The sequence below is a fragment of the Nocardioidaceae bacterium SCSIO 66511 genome (assembly GCA_023100825.1).
Lineage (GTDB): Bacteria > Actinomycetota > Actinomycetes > Propionibacteriales > Nocardioidaceae > Solicola.
This window is the reverse complement of the sequence record CP095846.1, coordinates 3,947,335-3,969,356: the sequence shown is the minus strand read 5'-3', so window position 1 is coordinate 3,969,356 and position 22,022 is coordinate 3,947,335. Positions and strand designations below refer to the sequence as shown.

The following is a 22,022-nucleotide window of genomic DNA, read 5'->3' as shown; positions in this document are numbered from 1 at the left end:
AAGTCTGGCATCGTTGTCCGTACGCGCGGACGGAGGGATGCATGACGATTCTGATCGATCCACCGTCCTGGCCCGGCCACGGACGGATGTGGTCACATCTGGTGAGCACGGCGTCGTACGACGAGCTGCACGCGTTCGCGCGGGCGCAGGGTCTGCCGCAGCGATTGTTCGAGCGAGATCACTACGACGTGCCGGACCGGATGTTCGATGCCGTGGTGGCCGCCGGAGCAACGCCGGTGTCCAGTAAGGAGCTCGTGCACGCGCTGATCGCGAACGGGCTGAGACGCCGCAAGCACTCATCCTGAGCGAAGCGAGGCGATCTCGTTCTCGAGGTTCGCTCGGGCCGCGGACTCCCAGAGCCTGCGGCCGGTTGGCGTCGTGAAGAGCTGCGAACGCCGCAGGAATCCCTCGAGGATCGTCGCGCGGCCGGTACGGAATTCGTCATCGGGGACATGTGCGTACTCGCGGCGCACCTCGGCGGCATAGCGGCGATAGCGCTCTCTGCCGGACGCGAGTACGGACAGGTCGGCGTCGCACAGCGCGGCGGCGTTGAGGTCTGCATCGGCGGGTTCGTGCGTACGGGTCGCGCGTACGAGGCGGGCAACCTCTACTGGCTGCTCGGATTCCGGCAGAAGCTCGAGCGCAAGCTGCGCGGAGCGTTCTTCGTTGTCGAGCGCCCGCGGATCGTAGACCGCGTCGTGGAACCACGCAGCCGTGCGTACGGGCCCGTCGCCAAAGTGCTCGCCGCCGGCCGCAAGTACGTCGAGCGCAGTCAGCACCTCGGCGAGGTGCTCGGCGTCGTGGTGGTGTCGATGCGGCTCTGCCCAGCGGCGCTCCAGCTCTGCACGCCAGTTCATCGCAGCGCCTCGGGGAGCGGCTGAGCGTGCACGATGGTCAGCGAGGTGACGGCGCGGGTGAGGCAGACGTACAGCCGCCGGAGCCCGGTCACGTGATCGTCCTCGCCGTCCACGATCGCCTGGGGCTCGACGAGCACGACGTGGTCGAACTCCAGGCCCTTCACCAGACTCGCGGGTACGAGGTCGACATGTGCGGACATATCGTCGTCTGCGCCGATCCGCGTGTACGAGATGGATTCGTTGTCGAGCGCTTTCGCCATCGCATCGTGCTGTGCATCGGCGACGACGACGCCGATCGAGCCGGGCTCGTCGACCAGCCGCCCGACCGCGTCGAGGGCGAGGTCGTACGCACCGTCGCCGGTGTGGGTCGTGAGCGATCCGGTTGCCTCTCGTACTGACGTCGGCGGAGCCAGCTCGGGTGCAATTGCGGGCAGCAGCCGCGCGGCGTACGCGATGACGTCGGACGGCACCCGGAATCCTTGGGTGAGCTCCTCGACGACGGCGGACTCCTTGCCGAGATGCGCTAGTGCGGTCGTCCAGTCGCGGGCGCCCCAAGGCGTCGTCGCCTGCGCCAGGTCACCCAACACCGTCACCGAACCGGTGCTCGCCCGGCGGCCGACGGCACGCAACATCATCGGGGAGAGGTCTTGCGCCTCGTCGAGTACGAGATGACCGAGGCTCGTGGTGCGGTCGATGACATCGGCGGCCTCGTCGATGATCACCGCGTCGTGCAGCGACCAACGGGCCGAGCCCGCAGTACGCGGTGCCTTTGCCCAACTGATGGCGGCGCGTTCGGCGTTGTCGAGCAACCCCGCCGAGCAGCGTTCCAGGAACTCGGGCTCGCCGAGCAGTCGGTGCACGACCTTCTCCGGCTGCAGCTTCGGCCACACTGCATCGATGAACCTGCGTACTGGTGTCGAGCGTGCGACGGAGTCCTGAACGCGGTCGTCCGGGGAGTCGCCGGCGGCCTCCATCTTCAGCAGCACGGCGTGCGCGATGCGTTGCGCGAGCAGTGCGCGACCCGCTCCGTAGCGCACCCCGCGGTTGCGCAGCTCGTCGAGGATCTCGTCGACCTCGTACGCGGGCACCCGCCAGCGTCGCGAACCTCGAGGAACCACCAGTGCTTCCTCGGGCGCACGTAGGTGAGACCAGCATGCGCGCGAGACGACCTCCGCCATCCGGGCATCGGACTTCACGGCCGCTGCCACGGGCGAGTCGGTGCCACGGATGCGTACCCGGCCGACCAGCTCCGGCACGGTCGTCTGCGTCGCCTCGATCTCACCCAGAGCGGGCAACACATCGCCGATGTAGCGCAGGAAGGATGCGTTGGGCCCGACCACGAGCACGCCCTGGCGAGACAGCTGGTCGCGGAACGCGTACAGCAGGTACGCGGCGCGGTGTAGGCCGACCGCCGTCTTGCCCGTGCCGGGCGCTCCCTGCACGCAGACAGAGGCGCCGATGTCGGAGCGGACGATATCGTCCTGCTCGGGCTGGATGGTGGCAACGATGTCGCGCATCGGCCCGGCGCGCGGACGCTCGATCTCGTCGCGCAGGATCTGGCCGGTGGCGTCGGACTCGTCGCGGTCGAGGTGTTCGTCCTCGTACGCGGTCAGCTCTCCGGAGTCGAACCCGAAGCGCCGGCGTAGCCCGACGCCCAACGGATCGTGTTTGGAAGCTCGGTAGAACGGACGCGACATCGGTGCACGCCAGTCGATCACCAACGGGTCGCCTACCTCGTCGGTGACGTGTCGGCGGCCGATGTAGAGGCGCTCTCGCTGCGCGGTGTAGTCGAGGCGGCCGAAGAACAACGGCACGCTCGGGTCGTCCTCTAGCGCACGCATGCGCTGCCAGAGTGCGGCTTTGAGGTATTCGGTCGAGACCGGGTCACCGCCGAGTGCGGTGAGGCCGCCGACCTTCTCCCGCATCAGCGCGAGGCGTCTGCGGGACTCTTCGAGATGGTGTCGTTCGGATGCGAGCTCGGGATCGGATAAGTCGCTCACCGGGGCATTCTGCCTGCTCGGGCGCGCGTACGCACCCGACTTATGAGTGCGAGGGGACGGGCGAGGTGTTCTTCCCCGCGAACCTGATCGACTTGATCGAGGGCTGACGCGGGCGGCCGGGCTCAGCGGGTCGAGAGGTCCTCCGCATCGACGATGTTGTACGCGTACCCCTGCTCGGCGAGGAAACGCTGTCGGTGTTGGGCGAAGTCGGCATCGACGGTGTCCCGGGTGACGACTGCGTAGAAGTGTGCGCTGCGACCGTCGCCCTTCGGGCGTAGCAGTCGCCCGAGTCGCTGCGCTTCCTCCTGGCGCGAGCCGAAGGCACCCGACACCTGGATCGCGACGCTTGCCTCGGGCAGGTCGACGGAGAAGTTGGCGACCTTGCTGACGACGAGCAGGGAGATCTCGCCGGTACGGAAGGCGCTGAACAGCCGCTCGCGTTCCTTGACACTCGTCTCGCCCTTGATCACCGGTGCGCCGAGGCGTTCGCCGAGCTCGTCGAGCTGGTCGATGTACTGCCCGATGACCAGCGTCTGGTCGCCCTGGTGGCGTTCGACGAGCTCCTCGACCACCGCAGTCTTACGGTCGGTCGACGACGCGAGGCGGTAGCGCAGATCGGGTTCGGCGGTCGCGTACGCGATGCGTTCACCGTCGGTGAGGGTCACGCGTACTTCCAGGCAGTCTGCGGGCGCGATGTAGCCCTGCTGCTCGATGTCCTTCCACGGTGCGTCGTAGCGCTTCGGACCGATCAGGCTGAACACGTCGTTCTCGTGGCCGTCCTCGCGTACGAGGGTCGCGGTGAGCCCGAGCCGTCGCCGGGCCTGCAGATCGGCGGTCATCCGGAAGATCGGCGCCGGCAGCAGGTGCACCTCGTCGTACACGACCAGGCCCCAGTCGCGCGCGTCGAACAGTTCCAGGTGCGTGTACGCGCCTTTACGTCGCGTTGTCATCACTTGGTACGTCGCGATCGTGACGGGGCGGATCTCCTTGCGCGTACCGGAGTACTCGCCGATCTCGTCGGCAGTGAGCGACGTACGCCGGATGAGCTCGTCCTTCCACTGCCGCGCGGCGACCGTGTTGGTGACGAGGATGAGCGTTGTCGCCTGAGCCTGGGCCATGGCACCCGCGCCGACGATCGTCTTGCCCGCACCGCACGGCAGAACGACGACGCCGGATCCGCCGTGCCAGAACGACTCGACGGCTTCCTGCTGATACGGACGAAGTGTCCAGCCGTCTTCGGCGAGTGCGATCGAATGGTGCTCGCCGTCGACGTAGCCGGCGAGGTCTTCTGCCGGCCAGCCGACCTTGAGCAGCGCCTGTTTGAGCTGCCCGCGCTCCGAAGGGTGCACGGCCACTGTGTCTTCGTCGATGTGCTCGCCGAGCATCGGAGCGATTCGCTTGTGGCGCTTGACCTCTTCGAGCACCGGCCGGTCGGACGTGACGAGTACGAGGCTGTGTGTCGGATGCTTCTCGAGTCGCAGTCGACCGTAGCGCGACATCGTCTCGGCGACGTCGACCAACAGTGCATGGGGGACGGGGTAGCGCGAGTACTCCATCAGGGTGTCGACGACCTGCTCGGCGTCGTGACCGGCGGCGCGGGCGTTCCATAGCCCGAGCGGCGTGATGCGGTAGGTGTGGATGTGCTCAGGCGCGCGCTCGAGCTCCGCGAACGGTGCGATCGCCCGCCGACACGCGCCACTGAGCTCGTGGTCGACCTCGAGCAGCAGCGATTTGTCGGACTGAACGATCAGGCAGGACACGCACGTACCTCGCTTCGACGAAACAACGGGAGATCAACGCCGTACCGGCGCGACCCCCAAGTCTACGTGCGGTCTCTCAGCGGCCGGTCGCCTTCTGCCGTGCGCGGTACGCGGCGACATTCGCCCGGGATGAGCAGCGGTCGGAGCAGTAGCGACGCGACCGGTTGGGTGAGGTGTCGACGAACACCGAGTCACAGCGTTCGGAACGGCACTGCCCGAAGCGGTCGGGGCCGAGGTCACAGGCTAAGGTCGCGAGCCCCATCAGTGCCTCGGCGACCAGCAGGTCTGCGACCGTCGAGGCCTTGTTGCTCACCTGCAGATGCCAGGATTCGGCGTCGTCGCCCGCGATCACGGGCGTGATCGGATGCTTGGCGAGCAGGGTGTTGAGTCGGTCGACGACCGCCGAGTCATCGGATTCCTGCGCGAACACCGGGCGTAACTCCTGCTGGAACCGCCGGAGCGCTCGGGTGTCTCGATCGGTCGCCTGCCGGGCGAGCCAGCTGCGCTCGGCGAGGTACGACAAGAGGCGATCGGTGCTGTCGAGCTCCGCGTTGACGAGGTCTGCAGCGCGCTCGGCGTAACGAACAAGATCCACTTGAACACCTTACGCACGAGAGCTAACCTGTAAGAGGTAGCCGCTGCAGATGTACCTTACATCACGTGACGGCGATCTCAACCCCGACCTTCTTTGCGCAACGCGCGCTGTCCAGTCGCGCCGCGGTATCGAACCCGGCCGATGGTTCCCCCCGCCATCGGCCGGCTTCCGTACCGCGGCGCCCCGCTCAGGCGCGATGGAGGGGCACTACCCCGTCGTACGGCGCCAGCTGCACCCTCAGCTCGTCGGGTGTCCACCGCCGATGGGTGATCCGGCGAGCGCGCTTCGGTCGGTCGGTGATGATCCCGTTGGCGTTCATCCGGATCGCCCGCTTCATCGCATTACGACCGTTGACGGTCCAGACGAAGACCTTGATGTTGTAGTCCCGCTGTGCCCGCCGGATGTACTTGCGCTCGACCTCACGGTGGTAGGAGTTGATGTTCCGTGCCCACCGCAGCTTCTTCAACGTGACGGGTGGGTCGGGATACAGCAGGCCGACCTCGAGCCACTTACTGCGCTTGGCCGCACGACGCATCGTCTTGATGCTGAAGCTCTGTAGTTGCACGCGATCGCGTTTGTGGCCGCGCTTGATCAGCTTCATCCGCCTGAACAGGCGCAGCGTCTTCTTCAGGATTCCGGGATAGCGGCCCGGGTTCTTCAGCTCGACCAGCATCTTGACGCCGCGCTTCTTGCCGAGCCGCAGGACCCGCTTCAGCGATGGGATCTTCGCGCCCTTGTACCGCTTCGCCTTCCACCGACCGGCATCGAGCTTGCGGAGTTGCTTGTACGTGAACTTGCCGATCGGCTTGCGCTTCTTCTTCGGGAACCGCTTCTCCACGTTCGTCGTACGTCGCAGCGACGAGTCATGGAAGACCACCAGTCGGCCGTCCTTCGTACGTTGGACGTCCATCTCGATCCAGTCGGCGCCGCGTTTGATCGCCTTGCGGAACGAGACCATCGTGTTCTCCGGCGCGACGGCACTGGCACCGCGGTGCGCGATGACCTTCGACGGCTGTGCCCTCGCGGCATCCTCTCTCGACTGCTCGACGGTGGACCGATCGGGCGTTGCAGTTGCCGAAACCTCGGCGGATGCAAGCGGGAGTGCGGAGGCGACCAGTGCCAGCGTCGCGGCACTGGCTGCGACGGTGCGGACGGCGTTCGGGCGATGAGGGCGGTACACGTGCCCCAACCCTACGAGGTAACGGAAGTTCCAGCATCATGAGGCGCGTCACCGCAGTGACTGCTTCACTGGTGGCCTGTCGGCCTTCCCGCTCTACTTTGGCTCGACTACCCGCCTGCCCGATTCCGGCTTGCTGTCGGCTTTCCGCTTCCTCCGTGCGACTGCCCGCCACTCCGGTCCTGGTCTCTGTCGGCTTTCCCGCTTCGTTCGGTACGACTACCCGTCTGCCCGATTCCGCTCGCCGTCGCCTTTCCCGCTCCGTTCGGTTGGGGCAAAAGACGCGGCGACGCGGGAGCCGCAGCTACGTTGCTCGGTTGCTTGCCGGCTCTCCCGTTTCGGTTGGCTTTTGCGGGGTCGGTGGGTGGTGGTTTACCAAGTAAGCATGGTGAAGCGCCGCTTTGCATGGCGGGGACACCGTGCAGAGTGACAGTTTGCCGTGCTCGTTGGTACGTACGTGGCCACCGTGACAGGAGTCCACTCGCTCGGGCTCGCTCGCGTCGCGCGCGCCTCGACCGTCGTGCGGTTTGCCTTGGTACCAAGGCAAACCGCAGCCCGCAGCCGTACGCCCCAAGGTAAACGGTCACTGTCCCCAGGGACACTTCCCGTGGACAGTGGCAATCGCACTTGGGAAGCTCCCACCTTACCCCGCAATCGCCCTAAAGTGACGGGAGAGCCGGCAAGCAACCGAACCGAAGTGGCGGCTCCGCGCGTCGCCGCGTCTTTCCAGGGCCGAAGGAGCGGGAAACCCGGCAGCGGACACGAACCACCTGGCCACGGAAGCCGCCACGGAACCGAAGATGCGAGAAAAAAGGCGACAGCGAAGCCCAGCCAGGCCGACGAGTAGTCGTACCGAAGAAGCGGGAAAGCCGAGAGCGAACAACCGCGGAGACGCTCAGCGCCGACTCGACGAGACCCTGCCGATCCGGTGGATCGCGAAGTTCTGCTCGCGTTCGCTGCGGTGGTCGTACGCCGTGAGCCAACCGGCATCGACCTTGATCGGGTCGACGACCCGCTCCGATGGCGTACCCGCCTGATCGAGGTACGCCAGCCAAACCGTCGAGCCGCTTTCGACGGCGTCGCGCAGCGCGGCGAGGGTTCGGGCCGCCGAGGGCTGGTCGTCTGCCTTGGGCCGTTGGTCTGCGGCGCGGTCGCCGGCTCGGATGGCGCGTACGATCCGGTCGATCTGGTCGTCCGCGAGCGCGGGTCGCGAAGCTGTGCGGCGCCGCGATGGTCCGCGGGAACGCCTGCGATCGGTTTCGGGTACGTGCAGCGAACCGTCCATCGCCTCGGCAACAGGAGGTACGCCCGCCTCGGACAGCCTGTCGATCACGATGTCGGCGGGTGCATCGCTGAGCGCGACCGTCGGGGCCACGCGGCGCAGTCGCAGCGATCCGACCGCGGGGTTACCCATCAACGCATCGAGCTCCGCCGAGTCGTCGCAGCGTACGTACACCGACGCATTGCCGACCCGCAGTCGCCCGTGGCGTCGGGCGACGTCGTCGATGAGGTACGTGAGCGGCTGCGGCACCGGAGTGATCGACAGCTCTGCGACCAGACTGTGGATGCGATCCGCCGGCCAGCCCCGATCGAGGGCACGACGGATCGATTCGGCCGTGAAGCGGAAGACGGTTGCGCCGCCGCGCGATTCGATATCGGCTATATCGCCGAGGCTGGTAGCGACCGACCGCTCGAGCGGACCGGGGGCGACGGCGGTCAGGTCGGCCTGGATCATCAGATGGTCTACAGGCTCGGGCAGCAGCGGGGCCAAAGCGACGGCCCCGTCGCCGCTGTCGAGCAGTTCGCGGCCCGGTGGTGTGAGACTGCCGGAAGCGATCAGCCCGAGCACTGACGCCTCGACGAGCGACGCTCGCACGATGTCGTCGCGCAGTGCCGATCTGCGTGGCCGGTGCCACCGCACCCGCTCCACCACTTCGTCGGCATCCGAGTACGCGGCGGGTGCGACCGATCCGACGACCTCGAGGGTCAGCCGTCGCACCGACGGCGCGAGGGGGCGTTCGAGGTCGTACGCCAGGGTGTTCACGACCCGCCCCTGCTCGTCGCGCGATCCGCTCAGCGAAGCGAGTCGCTCACCTGCGAGCCAGGTGTGAGCGAGCAGCGACCACTGCGCGGCCATGGGCTCCTCGCGCCAGTCGTCGTACTCCCCGGTCGGCAGCCAGACGTCACCGAGCTCGCGGTCGTCGCTACGGTCCAGGAGCCCGGCGCCGTACGCCAGTTCGATCAGGAACGAGGCGTCCACCGACTCGACACCGAGCAATGCGCCGACCTCGCGTACGTCGCGTACGCCGACACCGCCGGAACGCAGTACTGACGGCGGGTTGAGCGACCAGTGTTCGAGGAGCTGGTCGACGCGCCGGACCACGTCGAAGGCTGCTCCCGCTGCCGCCTGACTGACGCGTGCCGGATTCGGCTCCGCGGTCGTCAACGCCGGAGGTACGTCGATCCGAGTGCGGGTGATCCGGCCGCCTCGGAGATACAGGCCGACCTCGCGGGGCAGCGCCACCGTGTCGTCGTCGACGCGGGTCAGCAGCCGGCGACTCACCAACGCGTGCACGGTCTCCTCGCTGCGGCCGACGCGGCCGGTAGGCGGTCCCCAGGTGAGCCGGTCGAGTATGGCCTTCGTACCGGGTCGTTCCGCGGCGGCCTCGTCGATCAATGCGGGAATGCGGTCCGGGTCGAGCGACTGGCTCGGCGGTCCGAGCCCCGCTGGGTGCGGGCCCAGGATGTCGTGCACGGTGCGCACGACGTGCAGGCTCCGCGACGTACCCCATACGAGCGCTAACCCTCGAAGCACGCCGAGCGTGTCGTCCACGTACGCGCGCGGGGCATCGACGAGTCGGCGTACCTTTGCCGGTGTTATTGGAGCCTTCGCCGCCATCGCGGCTTCGAGCACCTGCAGTTGGCCGGTGTCGAGCTGGTCGAGCGCGCGTCCGACCGAAACCCGCGTCACGGCGCGCGACGCCACCTGGCTGGTATCGGTGGGTGCGGGTATGCCGATATCCGGGCGGGCGCGGAACAGCTCAGAGAGACGGTCCACGGACCACCCGCGTAGCTCCTCGGCGAGAGTGCGAGGACTCCCCGCGGACGATGACGACACCTTTCTAAGGTAGGGGTCAACCATCCCGACCCGGTAAGCGCCCACATGGCATGCTTTGTCGAGATGGCGGTCATTCGAGCGGAGAACCTCGGCAAGTCGTACGGCAGCAAGGTCGCCGTGATCGATCTGTCCTTCCAGGTCAACCCCGGAAGCGTGACGGGGTTCCTCGGTCCGAACGGCTCTGGGAAGTCGACCACGATGCGCCTGATGCTGGGGCTCGACAAGGGCTCGGGGCGTACGACGTACGACGGGCAGGAGTTCGAGACGCTGAACGACCCGATGCGACACGTCGGCGTCCTGCTCGAGGCCAAGCCGTTCCATCCCACACGCACGGCCCGTAACCATCTTCGGATGCTCGCTGCTGCCAACGGGATCCCCACGAGCCGGGTTGACGAAGTGCTCTCCATGGTCGGTCTGTCGACGGTCTCCAACGGTCGCCCGAAGAAGTTCAGCCTCGGGATGGGGCAGCGCCTCGGGATGGCTGCCGCGCTGCTCGGCGATCCGCATACGTTGGTGCTCGACGAGCCCGCGAACGGGCTGGACCCCGAAGGCATCCAATGGCTGCGGAACCTGCTCAAGCAGCTCGCCGGCGAAGGACGCTCGGTGTTCGTGTCCAGCCATCTGCTGTCCGAGATGGCGTTGCTCGCCGACCAGCTCGTCGTCATCGGCCGCGGCCGGATGATCGCGAGCGGCAGGGTCACCGATTTCATCCGCAGCAGCGATCGTACGAGCGTGATCGTTCGCTCGCCCGACATCGAGCGTCTCGGCCCGAAGCTCGCCGAGCTCGGCGGGTTCGTGGAGGCCGACCCCGAGGACGACGACACCGGCCACCTCCCGCGTTACGCGGTGAAGCGGCTGAGCGCCGAACAGGTCGGCGATGCCGCCTACGATGCGGGCGTCCGCATCCATGAGCTGTTCGTACGCGAGGCGACGTTGGAAGAGGCGTTCTTGGACGCGACCGGCGGGGACCAGGAGTTCAGCGGGTTCGAGCTGCCGGTCGAGTTCGGCGGGAGTGCGAGCGGCGGGGCGGACGTACGCCCGTCGGACGACTCACCGGATGACCCTCCACCCACGCATGACAGTGCCGGACGATGATCGCGGCGCTGCGGTACGAGTGGATGCGGATGCTGACCATCCGCTCTACGTACTGGCTCATCATCGGCACACTCGGCCTCTACTTCCTTGCGACGATGGGCGTCGCGCTGATCACCCGGTCGGTCCAAGGGTCTACGAGCGGGGGAGCCCAGGTCGACGCGGCGATCATCACCCTCGGTGCCTCGACCGGTTTCGCTCCGCTGTTGATGGCCTACATCCTCGGCATCATCGGCGTCTTCTCGATGGGTCATGAATACCGGCACCAGATGATCCGGGCGACGCTGACCGCGGTGCCGAAGCGCTTGGCGGTCGTTGCGGCCAAGGCATTGACGGTTGCGGTCGTTGCGGCAGTGGCCGCTGCGCTGGCGATGCTGGTCGGGTACTTCAACGCGGCGGTTTTCAGCGGTCGCGACGTGTCCTTCGACGCCGAGCTGCGCGGGCTCATCCTCGGTGTGATGACGTACACGGCGTTGTTTGCTCTTGCAGGTATGGCCTTCGCCGGTCTCGCCCGCAACCAGACGGGCGCAATCGTGCTGATGCTGGCGATGCCGATCGTGATCGAGCCGATCGTACGTACCATCTTGCTGATCAAGGCGGCGACGACCGGCGATCCCGGAGCGATCGGCACGCTCGCGAAGTTCCTGCCCTTCGAGGCCGGCGGCAAGCTGTACACCCGCGCGGACGTGTCCGACATGATCGACACTCTCAGCGGCGTTGAGCCGTTCGGTGCCGTCGGCGGCGGCATCTGCATGGCGGTGTTCGTCGCCGCACTGCTCGGGCTGATGACGTTCCTGTTCCTCCGTCGCGACGCCTGAGCGACGCGGGTTCCGTACGAGCGCGGTTCTGTACGCCGACCGGCGCACTCACATGTGCAGGTACTCCAGCAGCAGCACCTGTGCCTCACCCATGACCCCGCCGAGTGCGGCGCCGACGGCGATGAGCTTCCATTCGTCGGACTGGAACGCCGGGCGGATGAGCTGCAGGAACTCCTCGTCGGTGAGGTTGTCCATCTTCGCCCGCATCGTGTGAGCGATGTCGAGGGTATCGGCCGCGTAGTCCTCGATCGCAGACAGGGTGTCGGGAAGTCGCTCCATCACCCGGTCGGCGACGGTGGCCTTCATATCCTGATACGTGGTGCTACCGACCGCCAGAACCACGATCGGTCGCGCGACCCCGCTCTGGGCGTCGATCACGCGTTGTACGTGGCGCTGAACCATCACGAACACGCGGTCGGACAGCGGGCCTTTCAGCAGTGCCTCGAACAAGTGGTGCGGGGTGATCAGCTCGGTCGCGATCAGCTGACAGTATCCGTCGGCGACCTCGTTGCGGCGCGCCAGGAAGAGCCCCTGCCACGTCACCGGCCCGAATCGTCGCGGCCGGATCGGGAAGAAGATCATCTTCAGCGCGAGCCAGTCGGTGAACCATCCGGTGAAGATGCCGAACAGCGGCAGCAGCAGCGGGTTGTGGGTGAAGTACCACGCGAGCGCCTGTACGCAACCGATCACGAAGCCGAAGTAGATGCCGGAACGCGCGATGAACCGGAACTCTTTCGCGCCGGACTCCTGGAACATCCGGTTCAGCAGGGCCTTATCGCGTACGAGGTTGGTCACCACCATCGACTTCAGGTCGAGCACCTGATCGATGTCGGTACGAATGTCGCGCAGGACCCCCGCAACGACACCCGGCGCATCGTCCTTCACCCGGCGGATCAGCAGGTCTCGCGCGCCACGTGGCATCGCCTCCCATACGCCGGGCTGGTACTCGCGCATCACGTCACGCACGACCTCGTCGACGGTTTCGCGCAGCGGGGCTTCGAGCTCGCGGGCGATCAGGTCCGGATCGAGCCGGTCGATCACATCCCGAGGGCTGAGCAGTCGGGAGGTCATCAGGTCGACCGCGATCGATGCCATCCGGGCGGCATGGCGTGGAACGATGCCCTGCCAGCCGAACGGACCCCAGCCGCGGTACTCGATCGGCGCGAACATCATCTTGATCGCGAGCAGCTTGGTGACGTACCCGATGAGTGCCATGCACAACGGCATGGCGATGTAGATCCAGGCGTCACTCAACGGGGCGGCCTAACTGGGTGCGCTCAGGTCCCAGAGATCGCGTCCGAGCGCGCTGAGGGACAAAGTGCGGTGTAGCACCCGCGTCGGAGCGTCGTGTTCGTCGCGGGCCTCTCGTACGATCGACTCGGTTGCGAGCACCTCGTAACCGTCGGCGTGCTCCCTCGACTCGGGCCCAACAGTCACCAGTCCGAGCCTCCGGAGGCGGGCGAGGTAGATCGGGCAGTAGTCCGGCAATGCGATGCCCGCAGAACGCGCCACCGTTGAGACGTTCTCGAGCAGTCGAGCGCCGGTCGTACCGAACGCCGACTTCGTGACGAGGTGCACCAGCGGGTACGTCGAACCGTCGGACAGCGCAGCGAGAATACGTGCCTCGTCGGGTTCGATGTCGTCGAGCAGGCGAGCGATCAGATGTTGGCGGGCCTGTGCTGCCGACTGCTCGACGGCCCGGGTGAGTAGGTCGGCGAGGCGGGCGGGTGCGTTGCCACGGTCACCGTCTGCGGACTGCTCGCCCTGCTCGATGCGATTCCTGACCTCGCGCCAGATGAGGTTCTCGACCCGGCCGAGCTCATCCTGGGCGGCGGCGATGCCGGGCCCGAACACGGGTACGTTGCGCATCATCGACTTCGCCATCGCCAGAGAGGATCCGACCGGCTGCAGCGGCAGCCGCGGGTCGTCGCCCGGCTGGCGGTGTGGCATTGCCTGGTCTTCGGTGGGCATGTGCGAGTCCTGTCAGTACGCGAGCGGCACCCGGCCCGACGCAGTCTGCAACTTCGGGTTACGAGGTTGGACTCTACTAGTGCGCCGCGCCTGTAGCGCACGGCGCACTAGTGTCAGGGCACTAGCTGGTCGTACGCTCGCGGTGCTTGCGTACCTTCGCTCTGTTGCCGCAGACGCTCATCGAGCACCACTGGCGGGAGCGATTGCGCGACTCGTCGAAGAACGCCCACCGGCAGTCGTCGGCCGGGCAGATCTTCACCCGATGCCAGCGACCGTCGATGGACAGTTTCGCAACGGCCGCGGCGATCGTGCCAATGGCGGTCGACGATCGGATCCGCCCTCCGCGAGGGCCGAGCTCCACTGACACGGGGACCTCTGCCCGCCCGGCGTCCGATTCTGCGCTGACGGCAGCCCGAAGCAGTGCACGTAGCTCGCGCGCCTTGTCGCGGCGGGGCGGTGTCTGCTCCTCGTCGAGGTCGAGCGTTGTCGAGACCCATTGCTGCCACTCGTCGGGGTCGGATATGAGGTCGGTTCCGTCTTCGACGTCGAGGGTGTTGAGGAAGGCCAGCACGGTTGTGGCCGGGTCGGCAAGCATGAAACCAGTGTAATTCAATCGCCGGTTGCAGGTTGGTCGGCTAACTGTCATTCTTAGGTCAATGGTTACGATGATGGGAGTCGTGATGTTCTATCCAGTGCTCACCGGTACGCGTGGGTGCGAGGCATGAGCGGCGGAATCGGTTTCGGTGCAGTCGTGCTCGACTGCCCCGACGTAGACGCGCTCGCTGAGTTCTACTCACAGCTCCTCGATCGTCCGATCTCGCCCAAACGCGAGGCGGACTGGGTCGATCTCACGGGTACGCCGACGATCTCGTTCCAACAGGTCGCCGACTACGAGTCGCCGGACTGGCCCGACGGGGCGCCGCAACAGATCCATCTCGATTTCACTGTCGACGAGTTCGAGTCGACACATCGACGTGCGGTCGAGCTGGGCGCCACACCGCTCGACCCCGTAGACCCGCCGCGGGTCGACGACACCCTCTCGTTCCGCGTCTACGCCGACCCCGCCGGCCATCCCTTCTGCCTCTGCGCCTGCTGACGCAGCCCGGTTTGGGCCAGCGTGAAATACCACGGGCCCATAGGAAACCCCGCCACTCACTACCAAATTTGCTGGGTAGCGGCGCGGTTTCCTATGGGCCCGTGGTATTTCGCGGGAACGATGGCAGTGCTAATGACTGTATGTCAGGACAAATATTGACTGCTTTCGACATGCCCCCGTATCGTCGTCGGTGTGCCGAGCCAGCAGGACGGCGCGAGCCGAGTTGTCGCGACATAGGGGTACGGGATGGGCGCAGTGCCGGAGGTGTTGACCTTCGGCCGCAGCGGGGTCGACATCTATCCGCTGCAGGTCGGGGTCGGCCTCGAGGAGGTCGAGACATTCGGCAAGTACCTCGGCGGTACGACGGCCAACGTCGCAGTCGCCTCGGCTCGGCTGGGTCGTGACGCGGCGATCATCACCGGCGTCGGAGACGACCCGTTCGGCAGGTACGTACGCGCCGAGCTGCGACGCCTCGGCGTCGACGACCGGCACGTGGTCACCAACGTCGACTACCCGACTCCGGTGACCTTCTGCGAGATCTTTCCGCCCGACGACTTCCCGCTGTGGTTCTACCGTCGCCCGAGTGCACCAGACCTGCAGGTCCGCACCGCTGACGTCGATCTCGATGCGGTACGCGCGGTCGACCTGCTCTGGCTGTCGGTCACCGGGCTCAGTGAGGAGCCGAGCAGGCAGACCCACCACGATGTGCTCGCGGCACGCGCCCGCAAGTCCTTCACCGTCTTGGACCTCGACTACCGGCCGATGTTCTGGGACTCACCCGATGCTGCGACAGAGCAGGTACGAAAGGTGCTGCCCGACGTCACGGTCGCTGTCGGAAACCTCGAAGAGTGCGAGGTAGCCGTTGGTGAGTCCGACCCCGACCGGGCCGCTGAGGCGCTGCTCGACACCGGCGTCGAGCTTGCCGTCGTCAAACAGGGGCCGAAGGGTGTTCTCGCGCGTACACGCGACGAACGCGTCGTGTCCGAGCCGATTGCCGTCGAGCCGCTGAACGGCTTGGGCGCGGGCGACGGATTCGGCGGTGCGCTGGCCGACGGACTGCTCGCCGGTCTGCCGCTCGACCGGCTGCTCCGTCGAGCCAACGCCGCGGGTGCGATCGTCGCATCGCGACTCGAATGCTCCACCGCGATGCCGACCGATGCCGAGATCGAAACACTGCTCGCGGGCGGCGATCCGAACGAGGGGAGGCGTCGATGAACGCACATCCGGGGTTCGTACGCGACTACGACGAGCTCACCGACGTACGCGCTCGTGAACCACAACGCATCTTCGAGCTGTTCGGCCTTCGTACCCGCCGCTCCATCGCAGGGGCTGGCCGCCAGCTGATGATCATCGCGTGTGACCATCCGGCCCGCGGCGCGCTGTCCGTGCGCGGAAAGCCCGCGGCCATGGCCGACCGCTGGGACCTGCTGGAGCGGCTCACGACCGCGCTCGGTCGGCCCGGAGTCGACGGCGTGCTCGCAACCCCCGACATCGTCGAAGACCTGCTGCTGCTTGGTGCTCTCGAGGACAAACTGGTCTTCGGATCGCTCAACCGCGGCGGCCTCGCGGGCTCGGCGTTCGAGCTGGACGATCGGCACACCGCGTACGACGTGCCCGGTGTCGTCGACAGCGGCCTCGACGGCGGCAAGATGCTGCTGCGCATCGACCTCGACGACCCCGGGACGGTCGCGACGATGCAGACCTGCGGAGCCTCGGTTTCCCAGCTGGCGAGGGCCGGTCGGGTCGCGATGGTCGAGCCGTTCATGTCTCGGCGCGTCGACCGCGGGATCGTCAACGACCTGCGCGCCGACGAGGTTGCGCTATCGGTCAACATCGCACAGGGGCTGGGCGCTACCAGCGCCTACACGTGGTTGAAACTGCCGGTCGTCGACGACATGGCACGGGTCATGCGGGCGACGACGCTCCCCACCCTGCTGCTCGGCGGCGATCCCAACGGCGATCCCGACTCGACGTACGCCCAATGGGCAGCCGCTCTTGCGTTGCCGTCCGTACGCGGCCTGGTCGTGGGGCGCGCCCTGCTGTACCCGGCCGATGACGATGTGTCCAAGGCGGTCGACACCGCCGTGTCGCTGGTGCGGTGAGGAGACTGTCTTGAGCGAGACTTCGATGACCGAGCTGTTCTTGCCGTCCGGGCGGGCGGCCGCCGACGGCTATGACGTCGTGGTGACCCCTGAGTCTGCCGGCTGGGGCTACTCGAGCCTCCGGGTGGTGACGCTGCCGGCCGGCGCAACCCGTTCCGTCGACTCGGGCGCCGACGAGATTCTCGTCGTGCCGCTGGCCGGGTCGGTCGAGGTCGGCTGTGGCGGACGCGTCTTCACCCTCGAAGGCCGGCCAGATGTCTTCGCCGGACCAAGCGACTTCGCGTACGTACCGATCGGCTCGACGTTCACGCTCAGCACGGTCGAGGGAGGTCGGTTCGCGCTCGCCGGTGCGCGCACCGACCGCGAGCTCGAGTTCCGGTACGTGCCACGTACGGATGTCGCGGTAGAGCTGCGCGGCGCAGGCCAATGCAGTAGAGAGGTGCGCAACTTCGCTACGGCCGACGCGTTCGATGCGGGCAACGTGATCGCCTGCGAGGTGGTGACGCCGAGCGGCAACTGGTCGAGCTACCCGGCGCATAAGCACGACGAGCAGTCGGACACCGAGTCAGAGCTCGAGGAGATCTACTACTTCGAGATCGACTCGGGCCCCAACGGCCAACCAGGCTTCGGCTTTCACCGCACTTCGTCGTCGACGGCCGGTGAGATCGACGTTCTCGTCGAGGTGCACCAGGGTGACACGGCGCTGGTCCCGTACGGCTGGCACGGGCCATGCGTCGCGGGGCCAGGCTTCGACATGTACTACCTGAACGTCATGGCCGGCCCGGCTCCCGAGCGGGCGTGGCGGATCTCCGATCACCCCGACCACGCATTCATACGCGATACGTGGGCAGATCAGCCGATCGACCCGCGGCTGGAGGGCAGGTAATGACCGAGCGGCTCACGGTCGCACAGGCGATCGTACGTTTCCTGGCGGCGCAGTACACCGAACGCGACGGTGAGCAGCACCGTCTCATCGCGGGTTGCTTCGGCATCTTCGGCCACGGCAATGTCGCCGGCATCGGTCAAGCCCTGCTGCAGTCTGAGCTCGACGACCCGAGCGCCCTTCCGTACCTACTCGGCCGCAATGAGCAGGCGATGGTGCACAGCGCCGTCGCGTACGCACGGGCGAGCGACCGACTGCAGACGTACGCCGTGACGACGAGCGTCGGCCCTGGCGCGACCAACATGGTGACGGGGGCGGCGCTGGCAACCGTCAACCGCCTGCCGGTATTGCTCTTGCCGTCCGATACATTCGCCGACCGCAGCGCGGCGCCCCTCCTGCAGGAGCTGGAGGTCCCACACGCCGGCGACGTCAATGTCAATGATGCGTTCCGTCCCGTCTCCAGGTACTTCGATCGAGTGACGCGCCCCGAGCAGCTGCCCGCGGCGCTGCTGGCCGCGATGCGCGTACTCACCGATCCTGCCGACACGGGCGCAGTGACGCTCTGCCTACCGCAGGACGTGCAGGCGCAGGCGTACGACTGGCCGCCGGAGCTCTTCGAACGCCGGGTGTGGCGAATCGGGCGTCCCGTGCCGCAGCCTGACCCCTTGGCCGAGGCGATTCGGCTCATCCGGTCGGCCGAGCGCCCGCTGATCGTCGCCGGGGGCGGTGTCGTGTACGCAAGCGCGTCTGCCGCGCTTGCCGCGCTGTCCGAGCAGACCGGCATCCCAGTCGGGCAAACCCAAGCGGGCAAGGGATCTCTGCTGTCCGCGCATCCTCAGTGCGTCGGCGCGATCGGTTCAACGGGTACGACCGCCGCCAACGCACTCGCACGCGACGCCGACGTGGTCATCGGCGTCGGCACGCGTTACAGCGACTTCACGACCGCGAGCCGTACGGCGTTCCAGCGCGAAGGCGTGCAGTTCGTGAATGTCAACGTGGCAAGGGTTGACGCTGTCAAGCACTCGGGCTTGGAGCTCGTCGCGGACGCGCGGATCACCCTCGAAGCGCTCGCGGACGGCCTCGCCGGTCACACCGTAGGGCTTGCGTACGCCGAGGAGATCGCCCGCCGGCGTGCCGAATGGGACTCGATCGTCGACCGTGCGTACCACCCGGCCGAGCGGCACGACCGTCTCACCCAGAGCGCCGTGCTCGGTACCGTCAACGAGACCACCGAGGCTCGCGATGTCGTGGTGTGCGCGGCCGGCTCGATGCCCGGCGACCTGCACAAGCTGTGGCGGGTACGCGATCCCCACGGCTACCACGTGGAGTACGGCTACTCCTGCATGGGATATGAGATCGCGGGAGGCATCGGTGTGAAGCTGGCCAGCCCCGATCGCGACGTCGTCGTCATGGTCGGAGACGGGTCGTACCTGATGATGGCGACCGAGCTGGTGACCGCCGTACAGGAGGGCCTGAAGCTGATCGTCGTACTCGTGCAGAACCACGGGTACGCGTCGATCGGTGCACTGTCGGAGTCGCTCGGCTCACAGCGGTTCGGCACGCAGTATCGCTACCGCTCCGCATCCGGACGACTCGACGGCGACCACCTGCCCGTCGATCTCGCGGCCAACGCCGAGAGCCTCGGTGCGCAGGTCGTACGCGCAGCGACGGCCGATGAGCTCGCCGATGCCCTACGTGTCGCCAAAGCAGGCGATCGGACAACCGTCATCCAGGTCGAGACCGACCCGTACGCGGGCGCTCCCGACTCCGAGTCGTGGTGGGACGTGCCGGTCGCGGAGACATCGACGCTCGACTCGACGCGCGAGGCGCGCACCACCTACGACAAGCACAAGGCGTCGCAGCGTACGTACCTGCGGCCGACGAACGGACAGGAGAACGCATGACCATCCACATCGGCTCGGCTCCCGACTCATGGGGGGTGTGGTTCGCCGACGATCAGGCGCAGACCCTCGCGAGCCGCTTCCTCGATGAGGTCGCGGAGGCAGGGTACGAGTGGATCGAGCTCGGCCCGTACGGCTATCTGCCCACCGACCCGAGTGAGCTCGGCGACGCGTTGGAGGCGCGCGGGCTGAAGGTGTCGGCAGGCACGGTGTTCGAGCACCTGCACCGACCCGACTCGTGGGACGACGTGTGGAAGCAGGTGTCTGACGTCGCCGGTTTGACGCAGGCGATGGGCGGCGAGCACATCGTGGTCATCCCCGACCCGTGGCGCGACCACAAGACCGGCGATCCGCTGGAGAGCCGCGAGCTGAGCGCCGAGCAGTGGCAACGCCTGACCTCCGGCATGGATGAGCTGGGCCGCCGCATCCTCGACGAGTACGGACTGCACGTGCAGTTCCACTCCCATGCCGACAGTCACGTCGGCTACCAGCGAGACATCGAGCGCTTCGTCGAGTCGACCGACCCGGCGTACGTGAACCTCTGTCTCGACACCGGCCACGTCGCGTACTACGGCGGCGACAACCTGGAGCTGATCCGCAAGTACCCCGAGCGAATCGGCTACCTGCACCTCAAGCAGGTCGATCCCGCGATCGTCGCCCAGGTCGAGGCTGAGGACCTGTCGTTCCCCGAGGCGGTACGCCGCGGAGTGATGGTCGAGCCCCCGCAGGGTGAGCCGCCGATGGAGCCGGTGCTCGAGGCGGCCGGTGCGCTCGGCCGCGACCTGTACGCGATCGTCGAGCAGGACATGTACCCCTGCGAGCCCGATGTACCGCTGCCGATCGCGCGGCGCACTCTCACCTACCTCGTGAGCTGCGGCGCGTCTCCACGGTGACTCGCGCCAGCCAGTACGCGTGAGCGTGCGTCGTCAGCGCTGTTTGCGTCGGGCCGCTGCGGTCTGTCGACGCTTCTCGCGGCGCTTACGGCGCATCTCCTGGCGTACGGAGCGCCGCATTGCTCGTTGGACGGCTCGTCCTAGTCCGGGCATCCGAGAACACCTCCTGCCCGCAGCGTACGTAACGAGCGGGGCGAGGTCGAGGACGCGGGCGCCTACTGCAGCGGCTGCAGGGCTCCGCGGGCGCGGCGAACGGCCTCTGCCGAGGGCACGCCGTCGTTATGACCCATCAGCTCGTAGACCGCGGTTGCGAGGCGTTGGATCCGGTCGGTCGGCTGGTCGCTCCGGTTGCGCAGATGGTTGGCGGCGTCGACGATGCGCTGGCCTTGGGCGACACCGTGGATCAAGCCGACGAGCAGGATCGACTCGTCGACGTGGTCGGCGGCGAGCTCCGCGGCGTCGGAGGGCACACCGATGCTCATCGGCACGTACGTCGAGTCTTCGTACGAAGGCTCCTCGCGGGCGATCAGCACCGGAAGCAGCTCCGCAGCGGATGCCTCCGCGAGAATGCGGTGTGCGTCGGCGACGGCGCGTTCGAGATCCTCATGTGCGGCGAGGTCGAACGACCGTGGCGTGTAGCGCACGTCCCACGCACGCGAGCCGGTGTAGCCGATCACCTCGAGCCTGGCATGAGCCTCCTGCTGCCCGAGCTGGACGGCTGCAGCGATCGCGGCCCGACTGGAGCGCTCGGTGGCCCGGTTGACCTCGATACAGATGCGGTAGCCGATGCCCCACTTCTCACGGCCTTCGGCTCCGTCGACCAGGATCGAGCGGCCGACGTCGGTCACCCAGAGCGCGTACTCGGCCGTCGGTTGTCTGAAGGCGCTGACGAAGCCCGCCTTCGTCGCCTCATCGTGTGCGAGCCACGACTCGGCGGTGTGCCAGACGGCCGGCGGGGAGGGCAGCGAAGTGGAGCGACTTCCGTGATTGGGGGCGGCAGCGGCAACGGCACGCAAGACCATGCAGACGTCCTTTCGAGTGCCCCGTAACGATTTCTGACTCGCAACCACGGACATATTACGCCGCTCGGGTGACACGTCCATTGCTCGTCTCTCAGTCGGCGGTGCTGGCGCTCTTCGTGATCAGCCGATCGGCCAGATGCGCACGCGCCGCGATGCCCTTGCGCCCGCGGTCGGCCAGCTCGGGAATTACGTCCGGCGCCGCGCTTCGCAGCTGTAACCAGCCGGTGTACGCCGCGTACGCGACGATCGCCTCGCGCCGTGCCTCTGCCCGTCCGAACCCGAGCTCGCGATACACCTCGGCGAGGAAGTCGACGCGACGCTGCGTGACGCGGGTGAGGACCGGGGTGACGACCGGATCGGTCGCGTGCGCGACGATCGCGGGCTCCAATCGCGACAAGGCTTCGATGTCGAGCGCATGGGTGAGCAAGGTGCGCAAGCGCTCGGCCGGGTCGGCGATCGTGTCCAGTTGTTCGATGGTCCGTGTCGTGCAGACCAGCTCCCACTCCTCGAGCGCAGCCTCGACGAGCGCGCTTCGGTCCTTGAAATGCCAGTAGAAGCTGCCGCGAGTGACGCCGAGCCGTTTGGCGAGTACGTCGACGCGGACGCCGCCGACTCCGGTGTCGCCGAGTGCGTCGAGCGCCGCGTACACCCAGTCCGTACGTGAGACCTGACCTCTTGACATGCCCGTACAGTACTGTATGGTCACTTTCCATACAGTGGTGTATGGAACTTTGGGG

20 protein-coding genes are annotated in these 22,022 nt (G+C 67.1%); 9 read left to right on the top strand and 11 right to left on the bottom strand.

All coding sequences use genetic code 11. The features are described from left to right. Positions 1–41 precede the first annotated feature (41 nt). On the top strand, positions 42–305 hold the full coding sequence (locus MU582_18855; GenBank protein UPK74473.1) for a DUF4031 domain-containing protein: 264 nt from the start codon (positions 42–44) through the stop codon (positions 303–305). Here MU582_18855 and MU582_18850 read toward each other — a convergent pair. The 6 genes from MU582_18850 to MU582_18825 form a co-directional block, all read right to left on the bottom strand. Continuing rightward, the gene (locus MU582_18850) at positions 297–857 is read right to left on the bottom strand and encodes a hypothetical protein (GenBank protein UPK74472.1); all 561 of its coding nucleotides are present in this window, start codon (positions 855–857) and stop codon (positions 297–299) included. The genes MU582_18855 and MU582_18850 overlap by 9 nt on opposite strands. Further along, on the bottom strand, positions 854–2,857 hold the full coding sequence (locus tag MU582_18845) for an AAA family ATPase (protein UPK74471.1): 2,004 nt from the start codon (positions 2,855–2,857) through the stop codon (positions 854–856). The genes MU582_18850 and MU582_18845 overlap by 4 nt, the downstream gene beginning before the upstream one ends. Before the next feature lie 122 nt (positions 2,858–2,979). Continuing rightward, positions 2,980–4,617, bottom strand: coding sequence for a DEAD/DEAH box helicase (locus tag MU582_18840; protein UPK74470.1), 1,638 nt, complete (start codon positions 4,615–4,617; stop codon positions 2,980–2,982). A gap of 76 nt (positions 4,618–4,693) precedes the next feature. Further along, entirely contained in the window at positions 4,694–5,212 is a 519-nt protein-coding gene (locus tag MU582_18835; GenBank protein ID UPK74469.1) for a CGNR zinc finger domain-containing protein, read from the bottom strand. A gap of 187 nt (positions 5,213–5,399) precedes the next feature. Then, on the bottom strand, positions 5,400–6,392 hold the full coding sequence (locus MU582_18830) for a hypothetical protein (protein UPK74468.1): 993 nt from the start codon (positions 6,390–6,392) through the stop codon (positions 5,400–5,402). 892 nt (positions 6,393–7,284) lie between these two features. Further along, positions 7,285–9,447 carry a helicase C-terminal domain-containing protein gene (locus MU582_18825; protein UPK74467.1) on the bottom strand — a complete coding sequence of 721 codons (2,163 nt, stop codon included), beginning with the start codon at positions 9,445–9,447 and terminating at the stop codon, positions 7,285–7,287. Positions 9,448–9,570: 123 nt separating this feature from the next. Here MU582_18825 and MU582_18820 point away from each other — a divergent pair, with 123 nt between their 5' ends. Both MU582_18820 and MU582_18815 read left to right on the top strand, forming a co-directional pair. After that, positions 9,571–10,602 carry an ATP-binding cassette domain-containing protein gene (locus tag MU582_18820; GenBank protein UPK74466.1) on the top strand — a complete coding sequence of 344 codons (1,032 nt, stop codon included), beginning with the start codon at positions 9,571–9,573 and terminating at the stop codon, positions 10,600–10,602. Beyond that, positions 10,599–11,417 (top strand): hypothetical protein, encoded by an 819-nt coding sequence (locus tag MU582_18815; GenBank protein ID UPK74465.1) that lies wholly within the window; start codon positions 10,599–10,601, stop codon positions 11,415–11,417. Before MU582_18820 ends, MU582_18815 begins: the two co-directional genes overlap by 4 nt. 48 nt (positions 11,418–11,465) lie before the next feature. On the opposite strand, the gene MU582_18810 is transcribed toward MU582_18815, so the two are convergent. The 3 genes from MU582_18810 to MU582_18800 form a co-directional block, all read right to left on the bottom strand. Continuing rightward, positions 11,466–12,671, bottom strand: coding sequence for a hypothetical protein (locus MU582_18810; GenBank protein ID UPK74464.1), 1,206 nt, complete (start codon positions 12,669–12,671; stop codon positions 11,466–11,468). A 9-nt stretch (positions 12,672–12,680) separates the two neighbouring features. Further along, positions 12,681–13,388, bottom strand: a complete 708-nt coding sequence (locus MU582_18805; protein ID UPK74463.1) for a DUF4393 domain-containing protein — start codon at positions 13,386–13,388, stop codon at positions 12,681–12,683. 121 nt (positions 13,389–13,509) lie between these two features. Further along, complete coding sequence (locus MU582_18800; GenBank protein ID UPK74462.1) at positions 13,510–13,983, bottom strand: CGNR zinc finger domain-containing protein; 474 nt, start codon at positions 13,981–13,983, stop codon at positions 13,510–13,512. Between the two features lie 126 nt (positions 13,984–14,109). Here MU582_18800 and MU582_18795 point away from each other — a divergent pair, with 126 nt between their 5' ends. The 6 genes from MU582_18795 (at position 14,110) to MU582_18770 (ending at position 20,263) form a co-directional block, all read left to right on the top strand. After that, positions 14,110–14,484 carry a glyoxalase/bleomycin resistance/dioxygenase family protein gene (locus MU582_18795; GenBank protein ID UPK74461.1) on the top strand — a complete coding sequence of 125 codons (375 nt, stop codon included), beginning with the start codon at positions 14,110–14,112 and terminating at the stop codon, positions 14,482–14,484. Positions 14,485–14,730: 246 nt separating this feature from the next. After that, positions 14,731–15,699: a 5-dehydro-2-deoxygluconokinase gene (iolC, locus tag MU582_18790; protein ID UPK74460.1), complete on the top strand. Its 969-nt coding sequence runs from the start codon at positions 14,731–14,733 to the stop codon at positions 15,697–15,699. Next, complete coding sequence (locus tag MU582_18785) at positions 15,696–16,586, top strand: deoxyribose-phosphate aldolase (GenBank protein UPK74459.1); 891 nt, start codon at positions 15,696–15,698, stop codon at positions 16,584–16,586. The genes iolC and MU582_18785 overlap by 4 nt, the downstream gene beginning before the upstream one ends. A gap of 25 nt (positions 16,587–16,611) precedes the next feature. After that, positions 16,612–17,472: a 5-deoxy-glucuronate isomerase gene (iolB, locus tag MU582_18780; GenBank protein UPK77198.1), complete on the top strand. Its 861-nt coding sequence runs from the start codon at positions 16,612–16,614 to the stop codon at positions 17,470–17,472. Next, positions 17,472–19,373: a 3D-(3,5/4)-trihydroxycyclohexane-1,2-dione acylhydrolase (decyclizing) gene (gene iolD / locus MU582_18775; protein UPK74458.1), complete on the top strand. Its 1,902-nt coding sequence runs from the start codon at positions 17,472–17,474 to the stop codon at positions 19,371–19,373. Before iolB ends, iolD begins: the two co-directional genes overlap by 1 nt. Continuing rightward, positions 19,370–20,263, top strand: a complete 894-nt coding sequence (locus MU582_18770; protein UPK74457.1) for a sugar phosphate isomerase/epimerase — start codon at positions 19,370–19,372, stop codon at positions 20,261–20,263. Before iolD ends, MU582_18770 begins: the two co-directional genes overlap by 4 nt. A 215-nt stretch (positions 20,264–20,478) precedes the next feature. Here the strand turns inward: MU582_18770 and MU582_18765 are convergent, their stop codons facing one another. Both MU582_18765 and MU582_18760 read right to left on the bottom strand, forming a co-directional pair. After that, complete coding sequence (locus MU582_18765; GenBank protein UPK74456.1) at positions 20,479–21,285, bottom strand: hypothetical protein; 807 nt, start codon at positions 21,283–21,285, stop codon at positions 20,479–20,481. 91 nt (positions 21,286–21,376) lie between these two features. Then, positions 21,377–21,967 (bottom strand): TetR/AcrR family transcriptional regulator, encoded by a 591-nt coding sequence (locus MU582_18760; protein UPK74455.1) that lies wholly within the window; start codon positions 21,965–21,967, stop codon positions 21,377–21,379. Between the last annotated feature and the right edge of the window lie 55 nt (positions 21,968–22,022).